Source organism: Rhizobium terrae (assembly GCF_003425685.1).
GTDB lineage: Bacteria > Pseudomonadota > Alphaproteobacteria > Rhizobiales > Rhizobiaceae > Neorhizobium > Neorhizobium terrae.
The window spans coordinates 94,737-110,884 of the sequence record NZ_QJKM01000016.1; the positions used below are offsets into that span (position 1 = coordinate 94,737).

Below are 16,148 nucleotides of genomic sequence, written 5' to 3' on the forward strand. Positions count from 1 at the left end.
GTTCAGATTCAGCAGCAGATGTCATCTGCCTGCATAAATTGTCGCTATGGTGACGAAGTCTCTGTGCAGGACGAATGGTATGCTGCTTTCCTTGGCCCAACGCCGTGGTCTTGACGGCAAGGATACAATTTTCCGGCACATCGAGCGGACCGGCTTTACGATTGCCGGTGCGCCGATATGGACATCCGCAGAACTGGGCATTTTGCAGCGTCTTTACCCTGATCTGGATGCGGTTGCCCGGGCATTGCCACAACGCACGCCGACGGCCATCACGCACAAGGCGCGGCAAATAGGTCTGGTTCCTCCATTGCGTATTTGGTCGGCCAGCGATGCGCAGAAATTGCGGAAGCCATATGTTGCCGGGGTGCCTATAGACACGCTGTCAGAAATGTTTCCGAGGAAGAGCAAGCGGCAGATATGGCACACGGCGAACAGCATGGGGTATCGCCGTCCTCGTCGGGCTCCGAAGATCACCGGGATGCCTTTGGTGGATAGTATTCGCCGCCGCGCCTTTGATCTTCATATCACGATGACCGAACTCGATGCTATCGTTGGAAAGGTGCAGTACTTTGTCTGTCCCCGCCACGTTGACTGGGGCGCATTACAGCGTGCGATGGAATTTCTGGGTGGTCGGCCTATGGTCTGCTGGCGGGAGAGATGAAAAATGGAAAATCACACCGGAGCGTGAGCCAGGTTATGGCATTGCCATGGACGTCCTTGGAAGACGATCAAGTCCGGGCAGGCTATCCCTCTTATGACCTTCTGCAAAAGAACCTGCCGCATCGCAGCCTTTCGGCCTTGAAGCATCGGGTACGTGTTCTGGGTATCGTACGGCGTCGCCATGTTTGGACCAATCAGGAAGTTCGACGCGTTCATGCCGCGTTTGAAGCCAATCTGTCCGCTGCGGAATTACTGGCTTTGTTTCCGAGCCTGACCCTGTGCCAGATCAAAAGCAAGGCCGGACACGTGAAGGCCGCCAGACGCAAGGTACGATTGGTGCCATTCGGTATTCCCGTATTGGACGCTATTCGCTCGCGGGTACAAAATGAGGACATGTCTCTTGCCGAATTGGACCGTCGCGCCAAGACGGGACGCTTCTTTCAGAAGTCATGCCGGAAGCAGAATTTACGCTACATTGTTCGCGCAGCCGGTGTCCTTGGTGGTGATGTAGAGATTGAATGGCCTGACGAGGAATGACCAGGAAGAACGAGCCAAGATGTCGTCGGATGTCCATGCCTTGCTTATGGTAAGAGACTTTGACAGATGTTAGCAGAACAAGGTGGACAAAAATGCTATTGGAACGCTTGTCAACGGGAAGAAACAAGTCCAGAATTAAGTCCATTCCTGCCGAGTGGCGGCAGGAAATGCTTTGACAGACAATGAGTTACGGGCTCGATGTGAAGATCGCTACCCGCTCCATGTCTACATCGGATCACATCAGTCTGCCCCATGCGGGGTTCCATTCCACGCCCTCCGAAAGCTCGACGAAGATGGGCGGCTTGTCCGGGCCGCGGTTCTTGTTCTCGGCCATGCGGAATGCCGTGTCCGGCTCCATCTCTTCGCCCGGGAAGATCGCATCGTCTTCCGCTTCATCCGCGACCTTGCGGATGAAGCCGCGGATTTCGTCGCCGGAATGGTAGAACTTGATGATCAGGGCGCCGGCAGCGGGCACTCCGCCCTGATAGCGGCGATAGGTATGCATTGCGTTTCCTCCGTTGTCGCACTCTCTACCTGACAATCGCGGGCGGGAAATGTTCCGGCGTTTCGAAACAGGAAGGGCGGCCGACGGCCGCCCTCGATCATGTTGCCGGGTGAGGCAGGGCTCAGAATTCGGTCCATTCGGCGTTTTCGCCGGCCGCCCCTGAGCCGCCGAAGGCGCCGGCGAGTTTCTGTCCGAGTGCGCGCGCCGGAGAGGCTGCCGGGCGTGCGTCATTGCCGGTCACGGCCCGGACAGGCGGCTTTGCCGGAGTCGGAGCGGCTGCCGGCCGCGACACGCTGCGCGGTGCGGACGGGGCGGCAACGGATACCTGTCCTCCGGTACCCGTCAGTCTGAACTGGCCGAGCAGTTCGGCAAGCGCTGTCGCTTCCGTCGCAAGCGTATGGCTGGCGGCCGTCGATTCCTCCACCATCGCAGCGTTCTGCTGGGTGCCCTGGTCCATCGCGTTGACCGTGGTGTTGATCTCCTGCAGCCCGAGCGACTGTTCGCGCGAGGCATCCGCGATCGCATGGATATGGCTGTTGATCTCCTGCACCTCGTGGAGGATGGTCTCCAAGGCCTTCCCGGTCTCGCCGACCAGTGCGACGCCGGTTTCGACATGCGAGCCGGAGGTGGTGATCAGCGCCTTGATTTCCTTCGCCGCGTTGGCGGAGCGCTGCGCGAGTTCGCGGACTTCCTGGGCAACGACCGCAAAGCCTTTGCCCGCTTCGCCGGCACGCGCCGCTTCGACGCCGGCGTTCAAGGCGAGCAGGTTGGTCTGGAAGGCGATGTCGTCGATCACCCCGATGATATTGGAGATTTCGCCGGAGGATTTCTCGATCTCCTGCATGGCGCCGACCGCCTTGCGCACCACTTCGCTGGATTTTTCCGCACCTGTGCGGGTGCGGGTCACGAGCTGGCTGACTTCCGCCGCCCGCTTTGCCGCATCCTTGACCGTGGTGGTGATTTCTTCGAGCGCGGCGGCGGTTTCTTCGACCGAAGCGGCCTGCTGCTCGGTGCGCTTCGAAAGAGCATCCGCCGAGGAGCGGATTTCGTTGGCGCCGGCATTGATGGCCGTCGCATTGGCGCCGACGGCAAGCATCGTGTTGTTGAGCGTGCTGACCGAATTGTTGAAGTCGAGGCGCAACGCATCGAGATGGGTGGCGAACGGCGTATCGATCCGGGTAACGAGATCGCCCGCGGCAAGCCGGCGCAGGCCTTCGCCGAGCGCGCTCGTGGCCCGCTCGAGGTCGCTTGCATCGGCATTGCGCTGTGCCTCCCGCTCCTGTCGCTCCCGGTCGCTGAGATTGCGGTCCGCAGTGGCGCGGGCTTCTAGGTTGACACGCTCGATCTCGTTGCTGCGGAAGACCTGCACGGTTTCGGCCATGAGACCGATTTCGTCGCGCCGGTCCAGACCGGCGATCTCGTCTTCCGTGTTGCCGTCGGCAAGCTTCCGCATCCGCTCGCTCAGCCTGTTGAGTGGCGTCGCGATGCCCGTCTGCGCCACGTAGATGCCGAAGCCGATGAGCGCAAGGGTCGCAATCCCGATGATGGCGAAGCAGACGTTGATGCGCTGATTGACGCGGGCGGAAAGCGCGTCGCCGCCGTCGTCCAGCAGCTTCATCAGCGCGTCGTTGTTGGCGATCATCTTCGGCGTCAGCGTCGCCACGCCGGCGCTCACCTTGGAAATGGCCTCCACGGCCGCCTTCTCGTCGCCCGCCTTGCGCAGATCGAGCGCCTTCTGGGTTACCTGTTCGAGCGCCGTGATCTCGGCGATGAGTTCGTCGGCGGCCGCCTTGCGGCTCGGCACCAGTTCGGCGGCCGACTGGAGGCGTTCGCGGGCCTGCCCGAATTTGGAAGCGGCCTTGGCGGCTGCTTCCGACTCCTTCGAACCGGCCGGCAGGTTCAGCGAGAAGCTCGCCTGCAGTACCGATGACAGGATCGACGCATTGGCGCGCGACGCCTGCATGGAGGCAAGCGCCTCGTGGTCGATGAACGTGCTGTAGCTCTGGTCGGCGGATTTGAATTCATGGACGATATAGACGAGGCCGGTAACCGAGATGAAACCAAGGAGAACGACGACCGAAAGGATCTTCGTCCGGATTTTCATATTCTTCAACATGGGGTTTTGCCTGCGCGGGAGTATCCGCCGCCGTGGGGTGAAAACTGGAGGTGGAGGAATGACGGTCGCATCATGCGCTCGGCCGGAGGAGGCAGCCGTTTGTCATACAATACTAAATGGGAGAATGTTTAACGCCGGGCTAACACCGAGTGCCGGTAAATTGCCCTAGACGCCTGGTTTCCGGCCGGTCGGCACATGCGAAGTCTTGTTCCAGAAGAAGGGCTTGGAATGCAGCTCCACGACGGCAAGCCAGGCCGCCGCGGACGTCATCAGCCAGTAGAGCGGCAGCCCGGCCCACCGACGGCCGATCATCCGCTTTTCATGGGAGATCATCGAGCCCATGCCGAGCGCGAGGAATATGGCATAGCTTCCCAGAATGTTGACGAGATCGATGATGAAGAGCGACAGCATCCCTGTGGGAATGTCTTCCGTCGGCGCCTCCGTCATCGCATAGGCGCCCATTGCCACGAAGACCAGGATGAGGGGATGCAGCAGCGATGACATCAGCATCCCGCCGATCATCAGTTGAAAGATGCAGAAGGCGCCTGCCCCCATCTCGCGCATCAGCCTGCGGGGTGCCCGCATCAGGACCAGCCATGTCTGCAGCCAGCCCTTGAACCAGCGGCTGCGCTGACCCATCCAGACGCGCATCGCGGTGGGCGCATCCTCCAGCGTCTGCCGCATCAGCGTTTCCGCCCTGTAGCCCAGCCGATAGAGCCTCATGCCGAGATCCGCGTCTTCGGTGACGTTGAACGGGTCCCAGCCGCCCGCTGTGCGCAGGGCTGCCGTCCGGAAGTGATTGGACGTGCCGCCCAGCGGCAAGGGCATGCCCCAGCGTGCCAGCATCGGAAGAAGCCCGCGGAACAGGCCGGCATATTCGAGCGAAAAAAGCGCGCTGATCCAGCTTTCCTGCGCATTGGTGATGATCAGCGGCGCCTGCAGGCAGGCAACGCGGTCCGGGCTGTTCCGGAAATGCCGGTAGGCCTCCCGCAATTGCTGCGGATGCGGCCGGTCTTCCGCGTCGTAGATGGCGAGGAACTCGCCGCGTGCGGCGCTGAGTGCATAGGTGAGCGCCTTCGGCTTGGTGCGAGGGCCGGAGGGTGGAACCTCGACGATCTCGAAATGCGGATCGAGATGCAAGGCCCGCAACGCCGCGATCGTGGCATGGTCGTCCGCTTCGCAGACGAGTTTGATGTCGAGAAGCGGGCGCGGCCAGTCGATCCGCCGCAGGCTGCCGACCAGTTGTCGTGCCACGTCCGCCTCGCGGTAGAGTGCGACCATGATCGTGTATCGCGGCAGAGGCTCCTCCGGGTCGTGGATATAGGCATAGGAGCGCTCGGTGAAATGTTGGGCTGTCAGTGCCGCCAGCCGGAGCAGCAGGGACGCGAGGTAGATGAGGGACAGCGTCACGTGCAGGATGCCGAGCGTCTCGATCGGGATGACGACGAGTGCCGAGAGCAGTACGGCAAACCCGAGCCCGGCGTAAAAACCCTGCCGGCCGGCCAGCACGATACGGGCGGAGAATTGCGGAAAACGGTCGAAGAGATCGGTGACGGCATGACGCACGCGACGCCCGGCCCCGGCCTTCCAGACCGCCTGGCGGATGGCGGAAGGCGTGGTGACGACCAGATTCCTGCGGAGCATGGGCATGGCGGCGAGCGTAGCGGCGAGATCGGCCAGCCGCATCGCCTCCGGCACGATCGCCACTTGCGGTGCCCGGTACCGGTAGGTGATCCTGACCTGGTTCGGATGCAGCAGTTGCGTGTCGATGAACGGCGTGTCGGGCAAGCTTTGCGGGTCGATCACATCGATGAACGGCAACCGCAGGAAGCGGGCGACCGCACCGTAATAGGCATTCTCGCCGACTTCTCCGCTATTGAGGAGTTCGGCCTCGAGACTCGTGCCGTTCTGCCGGGCCTTTTTCGCAAGCGATGCCAGCAGCGGCTTGGAAAAACCGAGTGCGGCAAGCGCGGCGGCCTCCGAGTTCCCGATGTCGGGGTCGTGGGAGGAGGATGCCTCTTCTTCGGAATCGCTGACGATCCGGGCGAAATTCGTCCGCGCGCCATCCTGTGCCCGCGGCGATGCCGCTGGATATTCCCCTGCATACATGTTTCTGTTACACCGCCCGCAAGCGGACGTCCCATCCCTGTCCCGATCTGGATCATAGAGATGCGCCCTGTGATTGCATCCCCGAAAACCCGGGGGTTTTTCAACCTTTTGCAGCTCTGCCTTGTGGCGGGGGGATTGTTTGTGGCTGCCCTGCCCGCGGCAGCGGCCGAAGGCGAGGGCACGTTGCCGCTGATGTTCGATGCCCGTGAGCGGCTGTCGCGGCCCGATCTCTCCACGCTTGTCCGGGTACGCATCCTGACGAGCATCGATTTCCCGCCATTCAATTTCGCCGACCAGACCGGCCGGCTTTCGGGCTTCAATGTCGATCTCGCCCGCGAAATCTGCACTGAACTGAAGATAGAGGCGAAGTGCCAGATCCAGGCCCTCCCCTTCGGCGAACTCGAAAAGGCGTTGGAAAGCGGTGCGGGCGAAGCGGCGATGGCGGGCATTGCCGTCACCGCGGAAAGGCGCAACCGCTTCGCCTTTTCTCGCCCCTATCTCGGCGTGCCGGCGAGGTTCGCCCGCAATCTGTCCGCGAGAATCGGCGGCGATACGGCCGCGGCACTGGCCGGCAGGCCCGTCGGGGTCGTTCGCGGCACCGCTCACGAACTGATGCTGAAGGCCTTTTTCCCGAAGGTCGCCGCAACGCCCTTCGACAACGCCGATGCCATGCTGGAGGCGCTCAAGGCGGGCAAGGTGGATGCGGTCTTTTCGGATGGGTTGCGATTGCCCTTCTGGGTGGCGGGTGAGACCTCGGCAAGATGCTGCGCGCTGTTCGATGGCCCCTATCTGTCGCAGAAGTTCCTGGGGGAAGGGCTGGCAATTATGCTGAGAAGAGGCGATCCGGTGCTTGGCCAGGCCCTTGACCAGGCACTCGGCGTGCTCTCGCGCAATGGCCGCCTGCAGGATATCTATCTGCGCTATTTCCCGAACGGCCTTTATTGACATCGGTGGGTAGGAGCAATTTCCTACCCACTACCCACTACCCACTACCCACTACCCACTACCCACTACCCACTACCCACTTATTGGCTCGCCCAGATGATCCGGGCCATCCATTCCACGTCGGAAAGATCGAAGGTCCGGTTCGGATGTTCCGGATTGAGGGAGAGCAGTTCCACCGTCCGGGCGCTCTGGCGGGCCAGAACCTTGGCCATCACCTCGCCCTCCTTGGTCTTGAGCACGACCCGGTCGCCGCGGCGCACCTGCGCGCCGGGTTCGACGATCAGAACGTCGCCGTCCCGATAGAGCGGCATCATCGATTCGCCCTGTACCTCGAGCGCATAGACGCCGGACTTGCGCGACGGATCGACGGGGAATTCGACCACGTCCCAGCCTTGGCCGGCCGGAAATCCGCCATCGTCGAAAAAACCGCCCGCGCCGGCCTGCGCGAAGCCGAGGAGGGGGATCGTGCCGCCCTGCGGGGGGAAATTCCCGTCCGGAAATGCCGAGCGGCCAGGTGGCGATGGAAGATAGCTCATGAACTGGTCGATGGTCGCACCGGTCGCTTCCAGTACCTTGGCGATCGATTCCGTCGAAGGCCAGCGCAGACGCCCGTCCGGTCCGAGCCGTTTCGATTTGTTGAACGAGGTCGGATCGAGACCGGCCCGCCGGGCAAGGCCCGAGGGCGTCAGCTGATGACGTTCGGCAAGCGTGTCGATCGCGCTCCAGATCGTTTCATGTGACAGCATCTTGCCCGTACCCGTGATCGGCGTATGGCAGAGACCGGACGAACCGGCGCTCGGCGGCACCCTTGATCAAAACCCTTGCGTGCGGCCTTCGAAAGATCGGCAGCTCGCACAGACACCCCCAAATCTAGCGGAATTGCCGCCTTTCGTAAAGAGAGATGAGGAATAAAATCCTGTCTTGGGTGCCTCGTGTCAGGCCACCAGCGCCATGTTGATCTTGCTGAGCTTGATCACCGCCTGGGTGCGGCTGTCGACATTGAGCTTGAGGAGGATTGCCGAGACATGCGCCTTGATGGTCGCCTCGGAAACGCCGAGTTCGTAGGCGATCTGCTTGTTGAGCAGGCCTTCGGCGAGCATGGAAAGGACGCGGTTCTGCTGGGGCGTGAGCGTTTTCAGCCGGTCCATGAGTTCGGCAAGCCCGGGGTCCTCTTCCGGGGCGGCGAGATCGCCCTTGGGCGCCCAGATATCGCCTTCCAGCACTGCCTGGATGCCGGCGCGGATATCGTCGAGCCCGGAGGACTTGGAGATGAAGCCGGATGCGCCGAGTTCGAGGGCCCGACGGATCGTGGTACAGTCGTCGCTTGCGGAAACGATGATGATCGGCAGGCCGGAAAATTCGGCGCGCAGGGACATCAGTCCGGAAAAGCCGCTGACACCGGGCATGGCGAGGTCGAGCAGCATCAGGTCCACGTCGGGATTGTTTTCTGCCGCAAGCCGCGCGGTTTCGAAATCGCCCGCCTCGATGATGACCAGTTCCTCGGCAATGCCTTGGACGGCCTGGCTGAGTGCGCCCCGGAACAGCGGATGATCGTCTGCTATGATGATTGTCAGTGTCTGCATTCCCACGCTCCCTCCCAAGAGCATAGTCGTGCTGTTCGTCTCTTTAGGAAGTTGTAAACCTCTCGATAGGCGGAAACAAGTAGGGGAATTCACGTACGATTGGGCTGTGGCTTGTCCGCCTCCCGCCTGTCCTCGAATTCTCCGACGATCCCCATGAAGGTCCGCATGAACCTTTCCATGATCGAGAGCGAACGGTCCACCTCCGCATCGGTCGGCAGCGCGTTGGGAGGCGTGTGGCTGAACCGCTCCTCAAGCGCCGTTACGCGCTTTTCGAGCCTGTCGAGTTCCTGCTCGTAGGCCGCCCGTTCGTCCGGCTGCATGCGGCAGGAAAGCGTGCCGTTCTCGTCGCGGCAGAGCGTCATTGCGCCTGTCTGGGTATCGAGGCGAACCACGCCGTTTTCGGTCCGCTCGAGCTGGAAACGGTTCGCCTGTGGCTGCTGCGCTTCCGATCGTTCGGCGGGGGTGCTCACCAAGACGAGAAGCGCCATGGTTGCGGGTGCCAGCTTTTTCGGTGCTGGTATTTTCATTGTGCAGTCCTCCTTGTGGTTCCGGTGGACAAGCGCCGGGCTTTGCGGCAAACGGTCGGAGCATAACAGGCCTCCGAGAGTTGATGATGACGGATATAGTGTACAAGATCGTGCCGGAAACGCTCTGGCGCCAGGCAAAGGAAAAAGGTGTCTTCGAAGGCGCCGGGATCGATCTCCGGGACGGCTATATTCATTTTTCGACCGGCACCCAGGCGCGCGAGACGGCACGGCTTTATTTCGCCGGCGTCGCCGGCCTGATGCTCGTCGCGGTCAATGCGCCGGCGCTTGGGGAAGCCCTGAAATTCGAGCCCTCGCGCGGCGGCGATCTTTTTCCGCATCTTTATGGGCCGCTTTCGCTGGCGGCCGTGCTCTGGGAAATGCCGCTCCTGATCGGCGCCGATGGCGTGCACGCCTTTCCGGAGAAAATGCCATGATTGGTCCTCTCGCCGGCGTCGCCTCCCGCAGCCTCTTCGTCTTCGATCCGGAAACCGCCCACGGTCTGTCGATCGCGGCCCTGAAAACAGGCCTTGTACCCGCCTGCCGGCTGGCCGCCGATCCGCGGCTTGCCCAGACGGTCGCCGGCATCCGTTTTCCGAATCCGATCGGCCTTGCCGCCGGTTACGACAAGAATGCCGAAGTGCCGGATGCCATGCTGAAACTCGGTTTCGGTTTTACGGAAGTCGGCACTGTCACGCCCAGGCCGCAGGCCGGCAACGACAAGCCGCGCATCTTCCGCCTCGTCGAGGATCGCGGCGTTATCAACCGGCTCGGCTTCAACAATGAAGGCCATGACGCGGCTCTCGCGCGCCTGACCGCCAGGCGCAGCGCTTCCGGTATTGTGGGCGTCAATATCGGCGCCAACAAGGACGCCGCCGACCGTATTGCCGATTACGTCGCCGGCATCCGCAAGTTCTATGGCCTCGCCACCTACTTCACGGCCAATATCTCGTCGCCCAACACGCCTGGCCTTCGCGATCTTCAGGCCCGCGACAGCCTGAAGGCGCTGCTCGACGCGGTGCTTGCCGCCCGCGACGAGGAAGCCGTCCGCTACGGCCGCTCGGTGCCGGTCTTCCTGAAGATCGCTCCCGACCTGACGGAAGAGGGGCTGGATGACATCGCCGCGGAAGCGACCGCGCATCCGCTTGACGGTTTGATCGTGTCAAACACCACGCTCGCCCGCGATGGTTTGAGGAATAAGGTTGAAGCGAAGGAGACGGGGGGCCTTTCGGGCGCGCCGCTCTTCCGGCGTTCGACGGCGGTCCTCGCCAAGATGCGCAGGCGTATCGGTCCGGCTCTGCCGATCATCGGCGTGGGAGGTGTTTCGAGCGCCGGGGATGCTCTGGAAAAGATTTGCGCCGGGGCCGATCTGGTCCAGCTTTATTCCTGCATGGTCTATGAAGGCCCGGGCCTGCCCGCGGCGATCGTCAAGGGCCTTTCGAGCCTTCTCGACCGGGAAAAGGTCTCCTCGATCCGCGAGTTGCGCGGCAGCCGCACGGATCAATGGGCCGATACGAAACTCTGACGCGCCTTGCGCGGCACCATGGCCGCCAGGAAGAAGCCGCGCATCAGCAGGAAAAGGTTGAGCGACAGCCAGAGTCCGTGATTGCCGAACAGCGGCACGAGCACGGCGAGACTTGCGCAATAGCCGACGAATGATGCCAGCATCATGTCGCGCATTTCGCGTGACCACGTGGCGCCGATGAAGACGCCGTCCATCTGGAAGGCGAGCGCTCCGGTGAGGCCGGTCATGGCTGCCCAGGCGAGATAGGTGGCCGCCTCCTGCCGTACCTCATGGGATGTGGTCAGCAGATGGATGATCGGCTCCCCAAAGGCGAGGAAGAAGAGCCCGACCGCGCCTGCCATGGCAAACGACCAGAGGCCGGTCAGTCTGTGGGCCCGGTCGAAGGAGGGCCGGTACTGCGCTCCGACTGCCCGGCCGGCGAGCTGCTCGGCGGCGCCGGCCAGCCCGTCGAGGAAGAAGGCGGAGAGCATGAAGATGTTCATCAGCACCGCGTTGGCAGCCAGCGTCACCGCACCGAAGCTCGATCCGACGCGCGTCAGCAGCGCGAAGGAGGCATTGAGCGTCAGCGAGCGGATCAGGATGTCCGCATTCATGTGGAAGAGCTGCTTCAGCTTGGCCGTGTCAAGGATATCGACGCGGCGCGGTCTGTGATCGGCGGAGAACTGCCGGCTGATGATGGTGAGCCCGATTACGACGGCCGTGACCTCCGCGATCGCCGTGGCCCAGGCGACGCCTGCGACTCCGTAGCCGAGCACGAGACCGAGCAGGATGGCGAGCGCGATGTTCGTGCCGTTCAGGATGATCTGCAGCGCCAGCCCCAGCACGCCCTGGCCGCGGCCGAGCACGAAGCCGAGAATGGCGAAATTGGCAAAGGTCGCCGGGCTGGTCAGCACCCGGATGCCGAAATATTGGCGCGTCACGTCCGCGACTTTGGGGTCGCTCGTCATCAGTTCCGGGGCAAAGGCGAGAATGAGCGGCGAAAGCGCCAGCATGACGATGCCGAGCCCAAGCGCACTCAGGAGCGCTCGCCAGAAGATCGCTTGCTGTTCGCGCTGGTCGCCCCGGCCGTAAGCCTGTGCCACGAGCCCGGTCGTCGAGGTCCGCAGGAAGCTCAGGCTGCCATAGATGAGATCGAAAAGAATGGCGCCGATCGCCAGGCCCGCCAAGGCCTCCGGTTGGCCGAGATGGCCGACGACCGCGGTGTCGGTGAGGCCGAGAAGCGGCGTCGTCAGGAAGCCTAAGGTCATCGGGATCGCGATGCCAAGCACCAGCCGATGCGTCACATCGAATGGCCTGACTGCGTATCCCTCTTGCCCCCGCCCGTCCATCGTGCAGTCTGTCCTTGTTCAGCCGGAAAGCACCATCGCCCAGTACGGGCGGTTGTCTCGGGCCCGTGCCACGGCGACACCGAGGCCGCGATAGCTGCCGAGCATGTTTTCCAGATGTTTGGGTGAATCGATCCAGGCTTGCACGACCGCATCGACCGAAGTCTGGCCACTCGCGATATTCTCCGCCGCCGGCAGTGCCACGTCGCTCTTCTTCATCCGCGCGCCGAAATCGTCACTGAGGCCGATCAGGTGCTTCATCTGGTCGGCCTTCGCCATGCGGATGGCCTGGATGGCCGCAGCCTTGCGGGCCGGCATGTCGAGTGCCAGCGCGGGCAGATCCTTCGATTGCCTGAGCCTGTTGACCATCGGAAGGGCCGCCTGCGTCTCGTCCTCGGCGCCGGGCGTCGGCGTCAGCACGGTGGTCGTGGAACAGCCGGCCAGAAGACCGAGACCGGACAGGACGAGGAAACGCCGCCGCGCGGGAAGAAAGGTGGCGGTCATGTCAGCGGCGGTAGCTCAGGAGACGCAGGACGACGAAGATCGGAATGACGATGATCGCGCCGAGCACCAGATAATCGCCGATCCGGCCGAGCGCCTTGAAGCCGTTGTACCAGAGATCGAGGAACCAGTAGCGGATCGTATCGACGATATTGTCCGGCGTGAAGCCGAAGATCGCCAGCACGAAACCGACGATCAGGCACACGACGATCAGCTTGACGATCGTGCGACCCGGCGTATCGCCAAGGAACCTGTTGACCCCGTCCGCCATTCTTTTCCTTCTCCGAAATTGCGATTGAGAAATAGTCGGCCACCACCGAGGCCGCAAGCCATTCACTGCTCCCTTGGATAGAACTTGAGTTTTTTTGTGGCTTCGGCGAAGAACCCGCATCTTCGAAGGACCATTTCCATGCCGCCCAAGCCCGCCCAGACCGGTCAGTTCTCCTCCGGCGACGTGATCGCCGACCGCCGCGCCGATTATGCCCGCATGCTGGCGGAGGGCGCCGATTTCGTCGCTGCCGCCGAACTGATCGAGCAGGCGCTGGAAATCACGCCCGGCTGGGCCGCCGGCTGGTTCCGGCTCGGCGAGTACCGGGAGAAGGCGAGGCTTGGGACCGCCGCCGGGGCGTACCGCCAGGCGCTCGCCCTTGCGCCCGACGACGTCTTTGGCGCCCGCCTGAAGCTCGCATTCCTCGGCGCGGAGGAGATGCCCGACCGGCCGCCGAGCCGTTACGTCGAGGGACTGTTCGACGACTATGCCGACCGCTTCGACACGGCGCTTATCGAAAAGCTCGAATATTCCGTGCCCGGCAAGCTTGCGGCTCTGGTCGCCTCCCATGCGCCGTTCAGGAACACCGTCGATCTTGGGTGCGGCACCGGCCTGTTCGGTGCGGAAATCCGAGCTCGTACCGAACGTCTCGAAGGTTTCGACCTCTCCGCCAATATGCTCGCCCGGGCCGAGGCCAAGAACCTTTACGATCATCTCGGCCAGTCCGATCTGAGTCTTGCACCAGAGGCTTCAGGCCTGTTTTCGGAAGGCTTCCCAAAACATCGCGCCGATCTCGTTTCCGCCGCCGACGTGTTGATGTATCTCGGCTCGCTGGAAACCGTCTTCCCGCTGGTTCTGGAGCTTCTCGCGCCGGCCGGCCTCTTCGCGTTTTCGGTCGAGGATGCCGGTGAAGGGGAGGGATTCGTGCTTCGGGGTTCCCTGCGCTACGCCCATTCCGAACTCTTCGTCCGTACCCTGCTCGTCCGCCACGGCCTGGAACTTCTGCAGGTCGAGAAGACGGTCATTCGCATGGATGCCGGAAAGCCTATCCAGGGCATTCTGTTTCTGTCGCGAAAACCCCTCTGACATCGCCGTTTCTTGCTTTTTTGTTTGCCGGCTCATCATCGCTTGAATGCACTTGATGGCGGTTATATTGCAGTGCAATATATCCTCAAGACAGGGGCAGCAATTGGCTGAAGAAAAGCAGGTCCAGAGGCGCAATCTCGGCTTCTACAGCGCCGATCCGTCGCAGCACACGCCGGTGGAGGATGTGCAGGGCATGATCATCGGCGCGATGACGGCCGCCCTCGGCCTTTACCTGCTGAACCAGGTCGGGTTGCTCACCAGCGGTACGGCGGGTGTCGCCTTCCTGCTGCACTACAGGTTCGGCATTCCCTTCGGCCTCCTGTTCTTCGTCGTCAACCTGCCGTTCTATTATCTGTCGTTCAAGCGCCTCGGTCTCGCCTTTTCGCTGAAGACCTTCGCGGCGATCGTCATGGTGTCGTTCATCACCGAGATCGAGCAGCGTTTCCTGCTGATCGAATACCTGCATCCGCTCTGGGCGGCCCTGCTCGGCGGCATCCTGATCGGCTACGGCCTGCTCGGCCTTTACCGTCACCGGGCTTCGCTCGGCGGCATCGGCATCCTCGCCATTTACCTGCAGGACCGGTTCAGGATCCCGGCAGGCCTGGTGCAGCTCGCCTTCGATCTCTGCGTCATGCTGGCCGCCTTCTTCGTCGTCAGCCCCGAAACGGTGCTGTGGTCGCTCCTCAGCGCCGTGGTGCTCAATCTGCTGCTCGCGGTCAACCACCGCTCCGACCGTTATATCGTGGTGCGCTGATGGCCGATGTGGATGAAAAATCGCCCGTCGGGTTCTGGACATCGAGCTCCGGGCGTCATTCCATCCTCGAGGATATCCAGGGAATTGTCGCCGGCAGCATGCTGGCGGCTCTCGGGGTGACGCTGCTTTCCGCCGCGCATCTGCTGATCGGCGGAACCGCCGGCCTCGGCTTCCTGCTGCGCTACTCCGCGAACCTCAGCTTCGGTACCGCCTTCTTCCTCCTGAACCTGCCGTTCTACTGGCTGGCCTACAGGCGGCTCGGGTTCGTCTTCACGGTGAAGACCTTCGCGGCGGTCACCACCACCTCGGCGCTCACCGGCCTCCTGCCGCAGCTGATCGCCATCGAACACATCCAGCCCGTCATGGCCGCCCTTTTCGGCGGCCTGCTGATCGGCTGCGGCATGCTGATCCTCTTCCGCCACCGGGCGTCGCTTGGCGGCTTCGGCATCCTGGCGCTCTATCTTCAGGAAAGGTTCGGCTGGCGCGCGGGCTTCGTCCAGCTCGGGCTCGACGGCGTGGTGCTGGCGCTCGCCTTCTTCGTCGCCAGCCCCCTTGTCATCATCTGCTCGATCCTTGCGGCGGTGACCTTGAACCTGACGCTCGCGATCAACCACCGCACCGACCGCTACATCGTGCGATAAGCGGGTCCGGGAAAAGTGTGCAGTGGTTTTCCGGAATTGCGCCGGCAGAAGATCAGGCCGCCTGTGCCGGCTTGTCGATCGGATGCTGTGCGCGGAAGCCGACGGCGAGCCGGTTCCAGATGTTGATTGCGCCGATCGCCACCGTGATCTTGGTCATTTCCTCTTCGGTGAAATGCGCCTTCAGGGCCTCGTAGGCGCTGTCGGGAATGCCCGTGTCGGCAATGCGGGTCACGGCATCGACCCAGGTCAGCAGGGCGCGTTCCCTGTCGTCATAGACCGGCGATTCCCACCAGACGCTCATCAGATTGATCCACTGTTCGGACAGCCCGTCATGACGGCTTTCCTTGGAATGCATGTCGACGCAATAGGCGCAGCCGTTGATGATCGAGGCGCGAAGTTTGATCAGGTGGATGAAGCGCCGCTCGAGGCCGGATTTCTGGACATAGTTCTCAAGATCGAGAACGGCCTTGTAGGCATCCTGCGAGGCCTTGGCGAAGTTCATACGGGGATGATGCATGGGGTGTCTCCTTCTGGTTTGGCCGCTTTCAGCGGGCCGTCTTGCGCTCATGAAGTTCGAGGAAAGCGCAGCCGCGGGCGGCGATCCCGCCGTCGTCGGATGCGTGGAGATCCGCCAGGATGTCGGCGATCGTCACCCTGGCGAGTTCGGCGCGATAGGCTTTTTCCGCCCTCAGCATCGCGGCATTGATCTGGCAGGGTTTGGTGAAATAGCGGCCCGGCAGCGGGTTCGGCCCGCGCTGGCGGATTTCGGCGCAGCGGAAAGCCGGCTGCGGCCCTTCCACGGCCAACACGATGTCGAGCAAAGTGATCTCCTCCGGCGTCTTCGCCAGCCGGTAGCCGCCCTTCGGCCCGGGAACCGTCTCCAGTAGCCTGGCGCCGGAAAGCGCCTGCAGATGCTTCAGCAGATAGCTCGTCGAAACCCCGTGGAATTCCGCGAGCGCTGCGGCTGACAGGACCCCGCCTTCCGAAAGACCGGAAAGCGCTGCCACGCAGTGGATCGCCTGTTCTACGCCGTCGCCGAGTTTCATTGCCGTCTCCATATTATGGATAA

19 protein-coding genes are annotated in these 16,148 nt (G+C 62.6%); 8 read left to right on the forward strand and 11 right to left on the reverse strand.

Annotated features, from left to right (window positions below; translation table 11 throughout):
* The first annotated feature begins 79 nt into the window (after positions 1 to 79).
* Both DMO26_RS26150 and DMO26_RS26155 read left to right on the forward strand, forming a co-directional pair.
* Entirely contained in the window at positions 80 to 661 is a 582-nt protein-coding gene (locus DMO26_RS26150) for a hypothetical protein (RefSeq protein WP_117195265.1), read from the forward strand.
* Entirely contained in the window at positions 658 to 1,197 is a 540-nt protein-coding gene (locus tag DMO26_RS26155; protein WP_162895064.1) for a hypothetical protein, read from the forward strand. Before DMO26_RS26150 ends, DMO26_RS26155 begins: the two co-directional genes overlap by 4 nt.
* A 235-nt stretch (positions 1,198 to 1,432) precedes the next feature.
* On the opposite strand, the gene DMO26_RS26160 is transcribed toward DMO26_RS26155, so the two are convergent.
* The 3 genes from DMO26_RS26160 to DMO26_RS26170 form a co-directional block, all read right to left on the reverse strand.
* The gene (locus DMO26_RS26160; RefSeq protein ID WP_117195267.1) at positions 1,433 to 1,702 is read right to left on the reverse strand and encodes a hypothetical protein; all 270 of its coding nucleotides are present in this window, start codon (positions 1,700 to 1,702) and stop codon (positions 1,433 to 1,435) included.
* Positions 1,703 to 1,823: 121 nt separating this feature from the next.
* Complete coding sequence (locus tag DMO26_RS26165) at positions 1,824 to 3,818, reverse strand: methyl-accepting chemotaxis protein (protein ID WP_117195268.1); 1,995 nt, start codon at positions 3,816 to 3,818, stop codon at positions 1,824 to 1,826.
* Positions 3,819 to 3,983: 165 nt separating this feature from the next.
* On the reverse strand, positions 3,984 to 5,927 hold the full coding sequence (locus DMO26_RS26170) for a glycosyltransferase family 2 protein (protein WP_117195269.1): 1,944 nt from the start codon (positions 5,925 to 5,927) through the stop codon (positions 3,984 to 3,986).
* A gap of 60 nt (positions 5,928 to 5,987) precedes the next feature.
* On the opposite strand from DMO26_RS26170, the gene DMO26_RS26175 reads away from it, so the two are divergent.
* Positions 5,988 to 6,872 carry a transporter substrate-binding domain-containing protein gene (locus DMO26_RS26175; RefSeq protein ID WP_117195270.1) on the forward strand — a complete coding sequence of 295 codons (885 nt, stop codon included), beginning with the start codon at positions 5,988 to 5,990 and terminating at the stop codon, positions 6,870 to 6,872.
* Positions 6,873 to 6,952: 80 nt separating this feature from the next.
* Here DMO26_RS26175 and DMO26_RS26180 read toward each other — a convergent pair whose 3' ends face one another.
* The 3 genes from DMO26_RS26180 to DMO26_RS26190 form a co-directional block, all read right to left on the reverse strand.
* Positions 6,953 to 7,618 (reverse strand): S24 family peptidase, encoded by a 666-nt coding sequence (locus tag DMO26_RS26180; RefSeq protein ID WP_117195301.1) that lies wholly within the window; start codon positions 7,616 to 7,618, stop codon positions 6,953 to 6,955.
* A gap of 189 nt (positions 7,619 to 7,807) precedes the next feature.
* Positions 7,808 to 8,455, reverse strand: a complete 648-nt coding sequence (locus DMO26_RS26185) for a response regulator (RefSeq protein WP_117195271.1) — start codon at positions 8,453 to 8,455, stop codon at positions 7,808 to 7,810.
* A gap of 89 nt (positions 8,456 to 8,544) precedes the next feature.
* On the reverse strand, positions 8,545 to 8,943 hold the full coding sequence (locus tag DMO26_RS26190) for a hypothetical protein (protein WP_117195272.1): 399 nt from the start codon (positions 8,941 to 8,943) through the stop codon (positions 8,545 to 8,547).
* A gap of 122 nt (positions 8,944 to 9,065) precedes the next feature.
* On the opposite strand from DMO26_RS26190, the gene DMO26_RS26195 reads away from it, so the two are divergent.
* Together DMO26_RS26195 and DMO26_RS26200 are read left to right on the forward strand one after the other, a co-directional pair.
* A complete protein-coding gene (locus tag DMO26_RS26195; RefSeq protein ID WP_117195273.1) occupies positions 9,066 to 9,416 on the forward strand; it encodes a DUF952 domain-containing protein in 351 nt (116 codons plus the stop codon).
* Positions 9,413 to 10,504 (forward strand): quinone-dependent dihydroorotate dehydrogenase, encoded by a 1,092-nt coding sequence (locus DMO26_RS26200; protein WP_117195274.1) that lies wholly within the window; start codon positions 9,413 to 9,415, stop codon positions 10,502 to 10,504. Before DMO26_RS26195 ends, DMO26_RS26200 begins: the two co-directional genes overlap by 4 nt.
* Here the strand turns inward: DMO26_RS26200 and DMO26_RS26205 are convergent.
* From DMO26_RS26205 to DMO26_RS26215, 3 genes are read right to left on the reverse strand one after another with little or no spacing between them, the layout of a single operon-like run.
* Positions 10,480 to 11,832: an MATE family efflux transporter gene (locus DMO26_RS26205; protein ID WP_117195275.1), complete on the reverse strand. Its 1,353-nt coding sequence runs from the start codon at positions 11,830 to 11,832 to the stop codon at positions 10,480 to 10,482. The genes DMO26_RS26200 and DMO26_RS26205 overlap by 25 nt on opposite strands.
* An 18-nt stretch (positions 11,833 to 11,850) precedes the next feature.
* Complete coding sequence (locus tag DMO26_RS26210) at positions 11,851 to 12,333, reverse strand: CAP domain-containing protein (protein WP_117195276.1); 483 nt, start codon at positions 12,331 to 12,333, stop codon at positions 11,851 to 11,853.
* A 1-nt stretch (position 12,334) separates the two neighbouring features.
* The gene (locus tag DMO26_RS26215) at positions 12,335 to 12,601 is read right to left on the reverse strand and encodes a DUF6460 domain-containing protein (protein WP_117195277.1); all 267 of its coding nucleotides are present in this window, start codon (positions 12,599 to 12,601) and stop codon (positions 12,335 to 12,337) included.
* A 138-nt stretch (positions 12,602 to 12,739) separates the two neighbouring features.
* Between DMO26_RS26215 and DMO26_RS26220 the strand changes: the two genes are divergently transcribed.
* From DMO26_RS26220 to DMO26_RS26230, 3 genes are all read left to right on the forward strand, one after another.
* Entirely contained in the window at positions 12,740 to 13,684 is a 945-nt protein-coding gene (locus DMO26_RS26220) for a class I SAM-dependent DNA methyltransferase (RefSeq protein ID WP_117195278.1), read from the forward strand.
* Positions 13,685 to 13,877: 193 nt separating this feature from the next.
* On the forward strand, positions 13,878 to 14,438 hold the full coding sequence (locus DMO26_RS26225) for a YitT family protein (protein ID WP_226951428.1): 561 nt from the start codon (positions 13,878 to 13,880) through the stop codon (positions 14,436 to 14,438).
* Positions 14,438 to 15,079, forward strand: coding sequence for a YitT family protein (locus tag DMO26_RS26230; protein WP_117195280.1), 642 nt, complete (start codon positions 14,438 to 14,440; stop codon positions 15,077 to 15,079). Before DMO26_RS26225 ends, DMO26_RS26230 begins: the two co-directional genes overlap by 1 nt.
* A 52-nt stretch (positions 15,080 to 15,131) precedes the next feature.
* Here the strand turns inward: DMO26_RS26230 and DMO26_RS26235 are convergent, their stop codons facing one another.
* Together DMO26_RS26235 and DMO26_RS26240 are read right to left on the reverse strand one after the other, a co-directional pair.
* Positions 15,132 to 15,596: a carboxymuconolactone decarboxylase family protein gene (locus DMO26_RS26235; protein WP_117195281.1), complete on the reverse strand. Its 465-nt coding sequence runs from the start codon at positions 15,594 to 15,596 to the stop codon at positions 15,132 to 15,134.
* Between the two features lie 28 nt (positions 15,597 to 15,624).
* Positions 15,625 to 16,125, reverse strand: a complete 501-nt coding sequence (locus DMO26_RS26240) for an RrF2 family transcriptional regulator (RefSeq protein WP_117195282.1) — start codon at positions 16,123 to 16,125, stop codon at positions 15,625 to 15,627.
* Positions 16,126 to 16,148 lie beyond the last annotated feature (23 nt).

Bases quoted from the DNA above. Each gene is read 5' to 3' on its own strand.
- DMO26_RS26150 (WP_117195265.1), top strand. From the start codon at position 80: ATGCTGCTTTCCTTGGCCCAACGCCGTGGTCTTGACGGCAAGGATACA.
- DMO26_RS26155 (WP_162895064.1), top strand. From the start codon at position 658: ATGAAAAATGGAAAATCACACCGGAGCGTGAGCCAGGTTATGGCATTG.
- DMO26_RS26160 (WP_117195267.1), bottom strand. From the start codon at position 1,702: ATGCATACCTATCGCCGCTATCAGGGCGGAGTGCCCGCTGCCGGCGCC.
- DMO26_RS26165 (WP_117195268.1), bottom strand. From the start codon at position 3,818: ATGTTGAAGAATATGAAAATCCGGACGAAGATCCTTTCGGTCGTCGTT.
- DMO26_RS26170 (WP_117195269.1), bottom strand. From the start codon at position 5,927: ATGTATGCAGGGGAATATCCAGCGGCATCGCCGCGGGCACAGGATGGC.
- DMO26_RS26175 (WP_117195270.1), top strand. From the start codon at position 5,988: ATGCGCCCTGTGATTGCATCCCCGAAAACCCGGGGGTTTTTCAACCTT.
- DMO26_RS26180 (WP_117195301.1), bottom strand. From the start codon at position 7,618: ATGCTGTCACATGAAACGATCTGGAGCGCGATCGACACGCTTGCCGAA.
- DMO26_RS26185 (WP_117195271.1), bottom strand. From the start codon at position 8,455: ATGCAGACACTGACAATCATCATAGCAGACGATCATCCGCTGTTCCGG.
- DMO26_RS26190 (WP_117195272.1), bottom strand. From the start codon at position 8,943: ATGGCGCTTCTCGTCTTGGTGAGCACCCCCGCCGAACGATCGGAAGCG.
- DMO26_RS26195 (WP_117195273.1), top strand. From the start codon at position 9,066: ATGATGACGGATATAGTGTACAAGATCGTGCCGGAAACGCTCTGGCGC.
- DMO26_RS26200 (WP_117195274.1), top strand. From the start codon at position 9,413: ATGATTGGTCCTCTCGCCGGCGTCGCCTCCCGCAGCCTCTTCGTCTTC.
- DMO26_RS26205 (WP_117195275.1), bottom strand. From the start codon at position 11,832: ATGGACGGGCGGGGGCAAGAGGGATACGCAGTCAGGCCATTCGATGTG.
- DMO26_RS26210 (WP_117195276.1), bottom strand. From the start codon at position 12,333: ATGACCGCCACCTTTCTTCCCGCGCGGCGGCGTTTCCTCGTCCTGTCC.
- DMO26_RS26215 (WP_117195277.1), bottom strand. From the start codon at position 12,601: ATGGCGGACGGGGTCAACAGGTTCCTTGGCGATACGCCGGGTCGCACG.
- DMO26_RS26220 (WP_117195278.1), top strand. From the start codon at position 12,740: ATGCCGCCCAAGCCCGCCCAGACCGGTCAGTTCTCCTCCGGCGACGTG.
- DMO26_RS26225 (WP_226951428.1), top strand. From the start codon at position 13,878: ATGATCATCGGCGCGATGACGGCCGCCCTCGGCCTTTACCTGCTGAAC.
- DMO26_RS26230 (WP_117195280.1), top strand. From the start codon at position 14,438: ATGGCCGATGTGGATGAAAAATCGCCCGTCGGGTTCTGGACATCGAGC.
- DMO26_RS26235 (WP_117195281.1), bottom strand. From the start codon at position 15,596: ATGCATCATCCCCGTATGAACTTCGCCAAGGCCTCGCAGGATGCCTAC.
- DMO26_RS26240 (WP_117195282.1), bottom strand. From the start codon at position 16,125: ATGAAACTCGGCGACGGCGTAGAACAGGCGATCCACTGCGTGGCAGCG.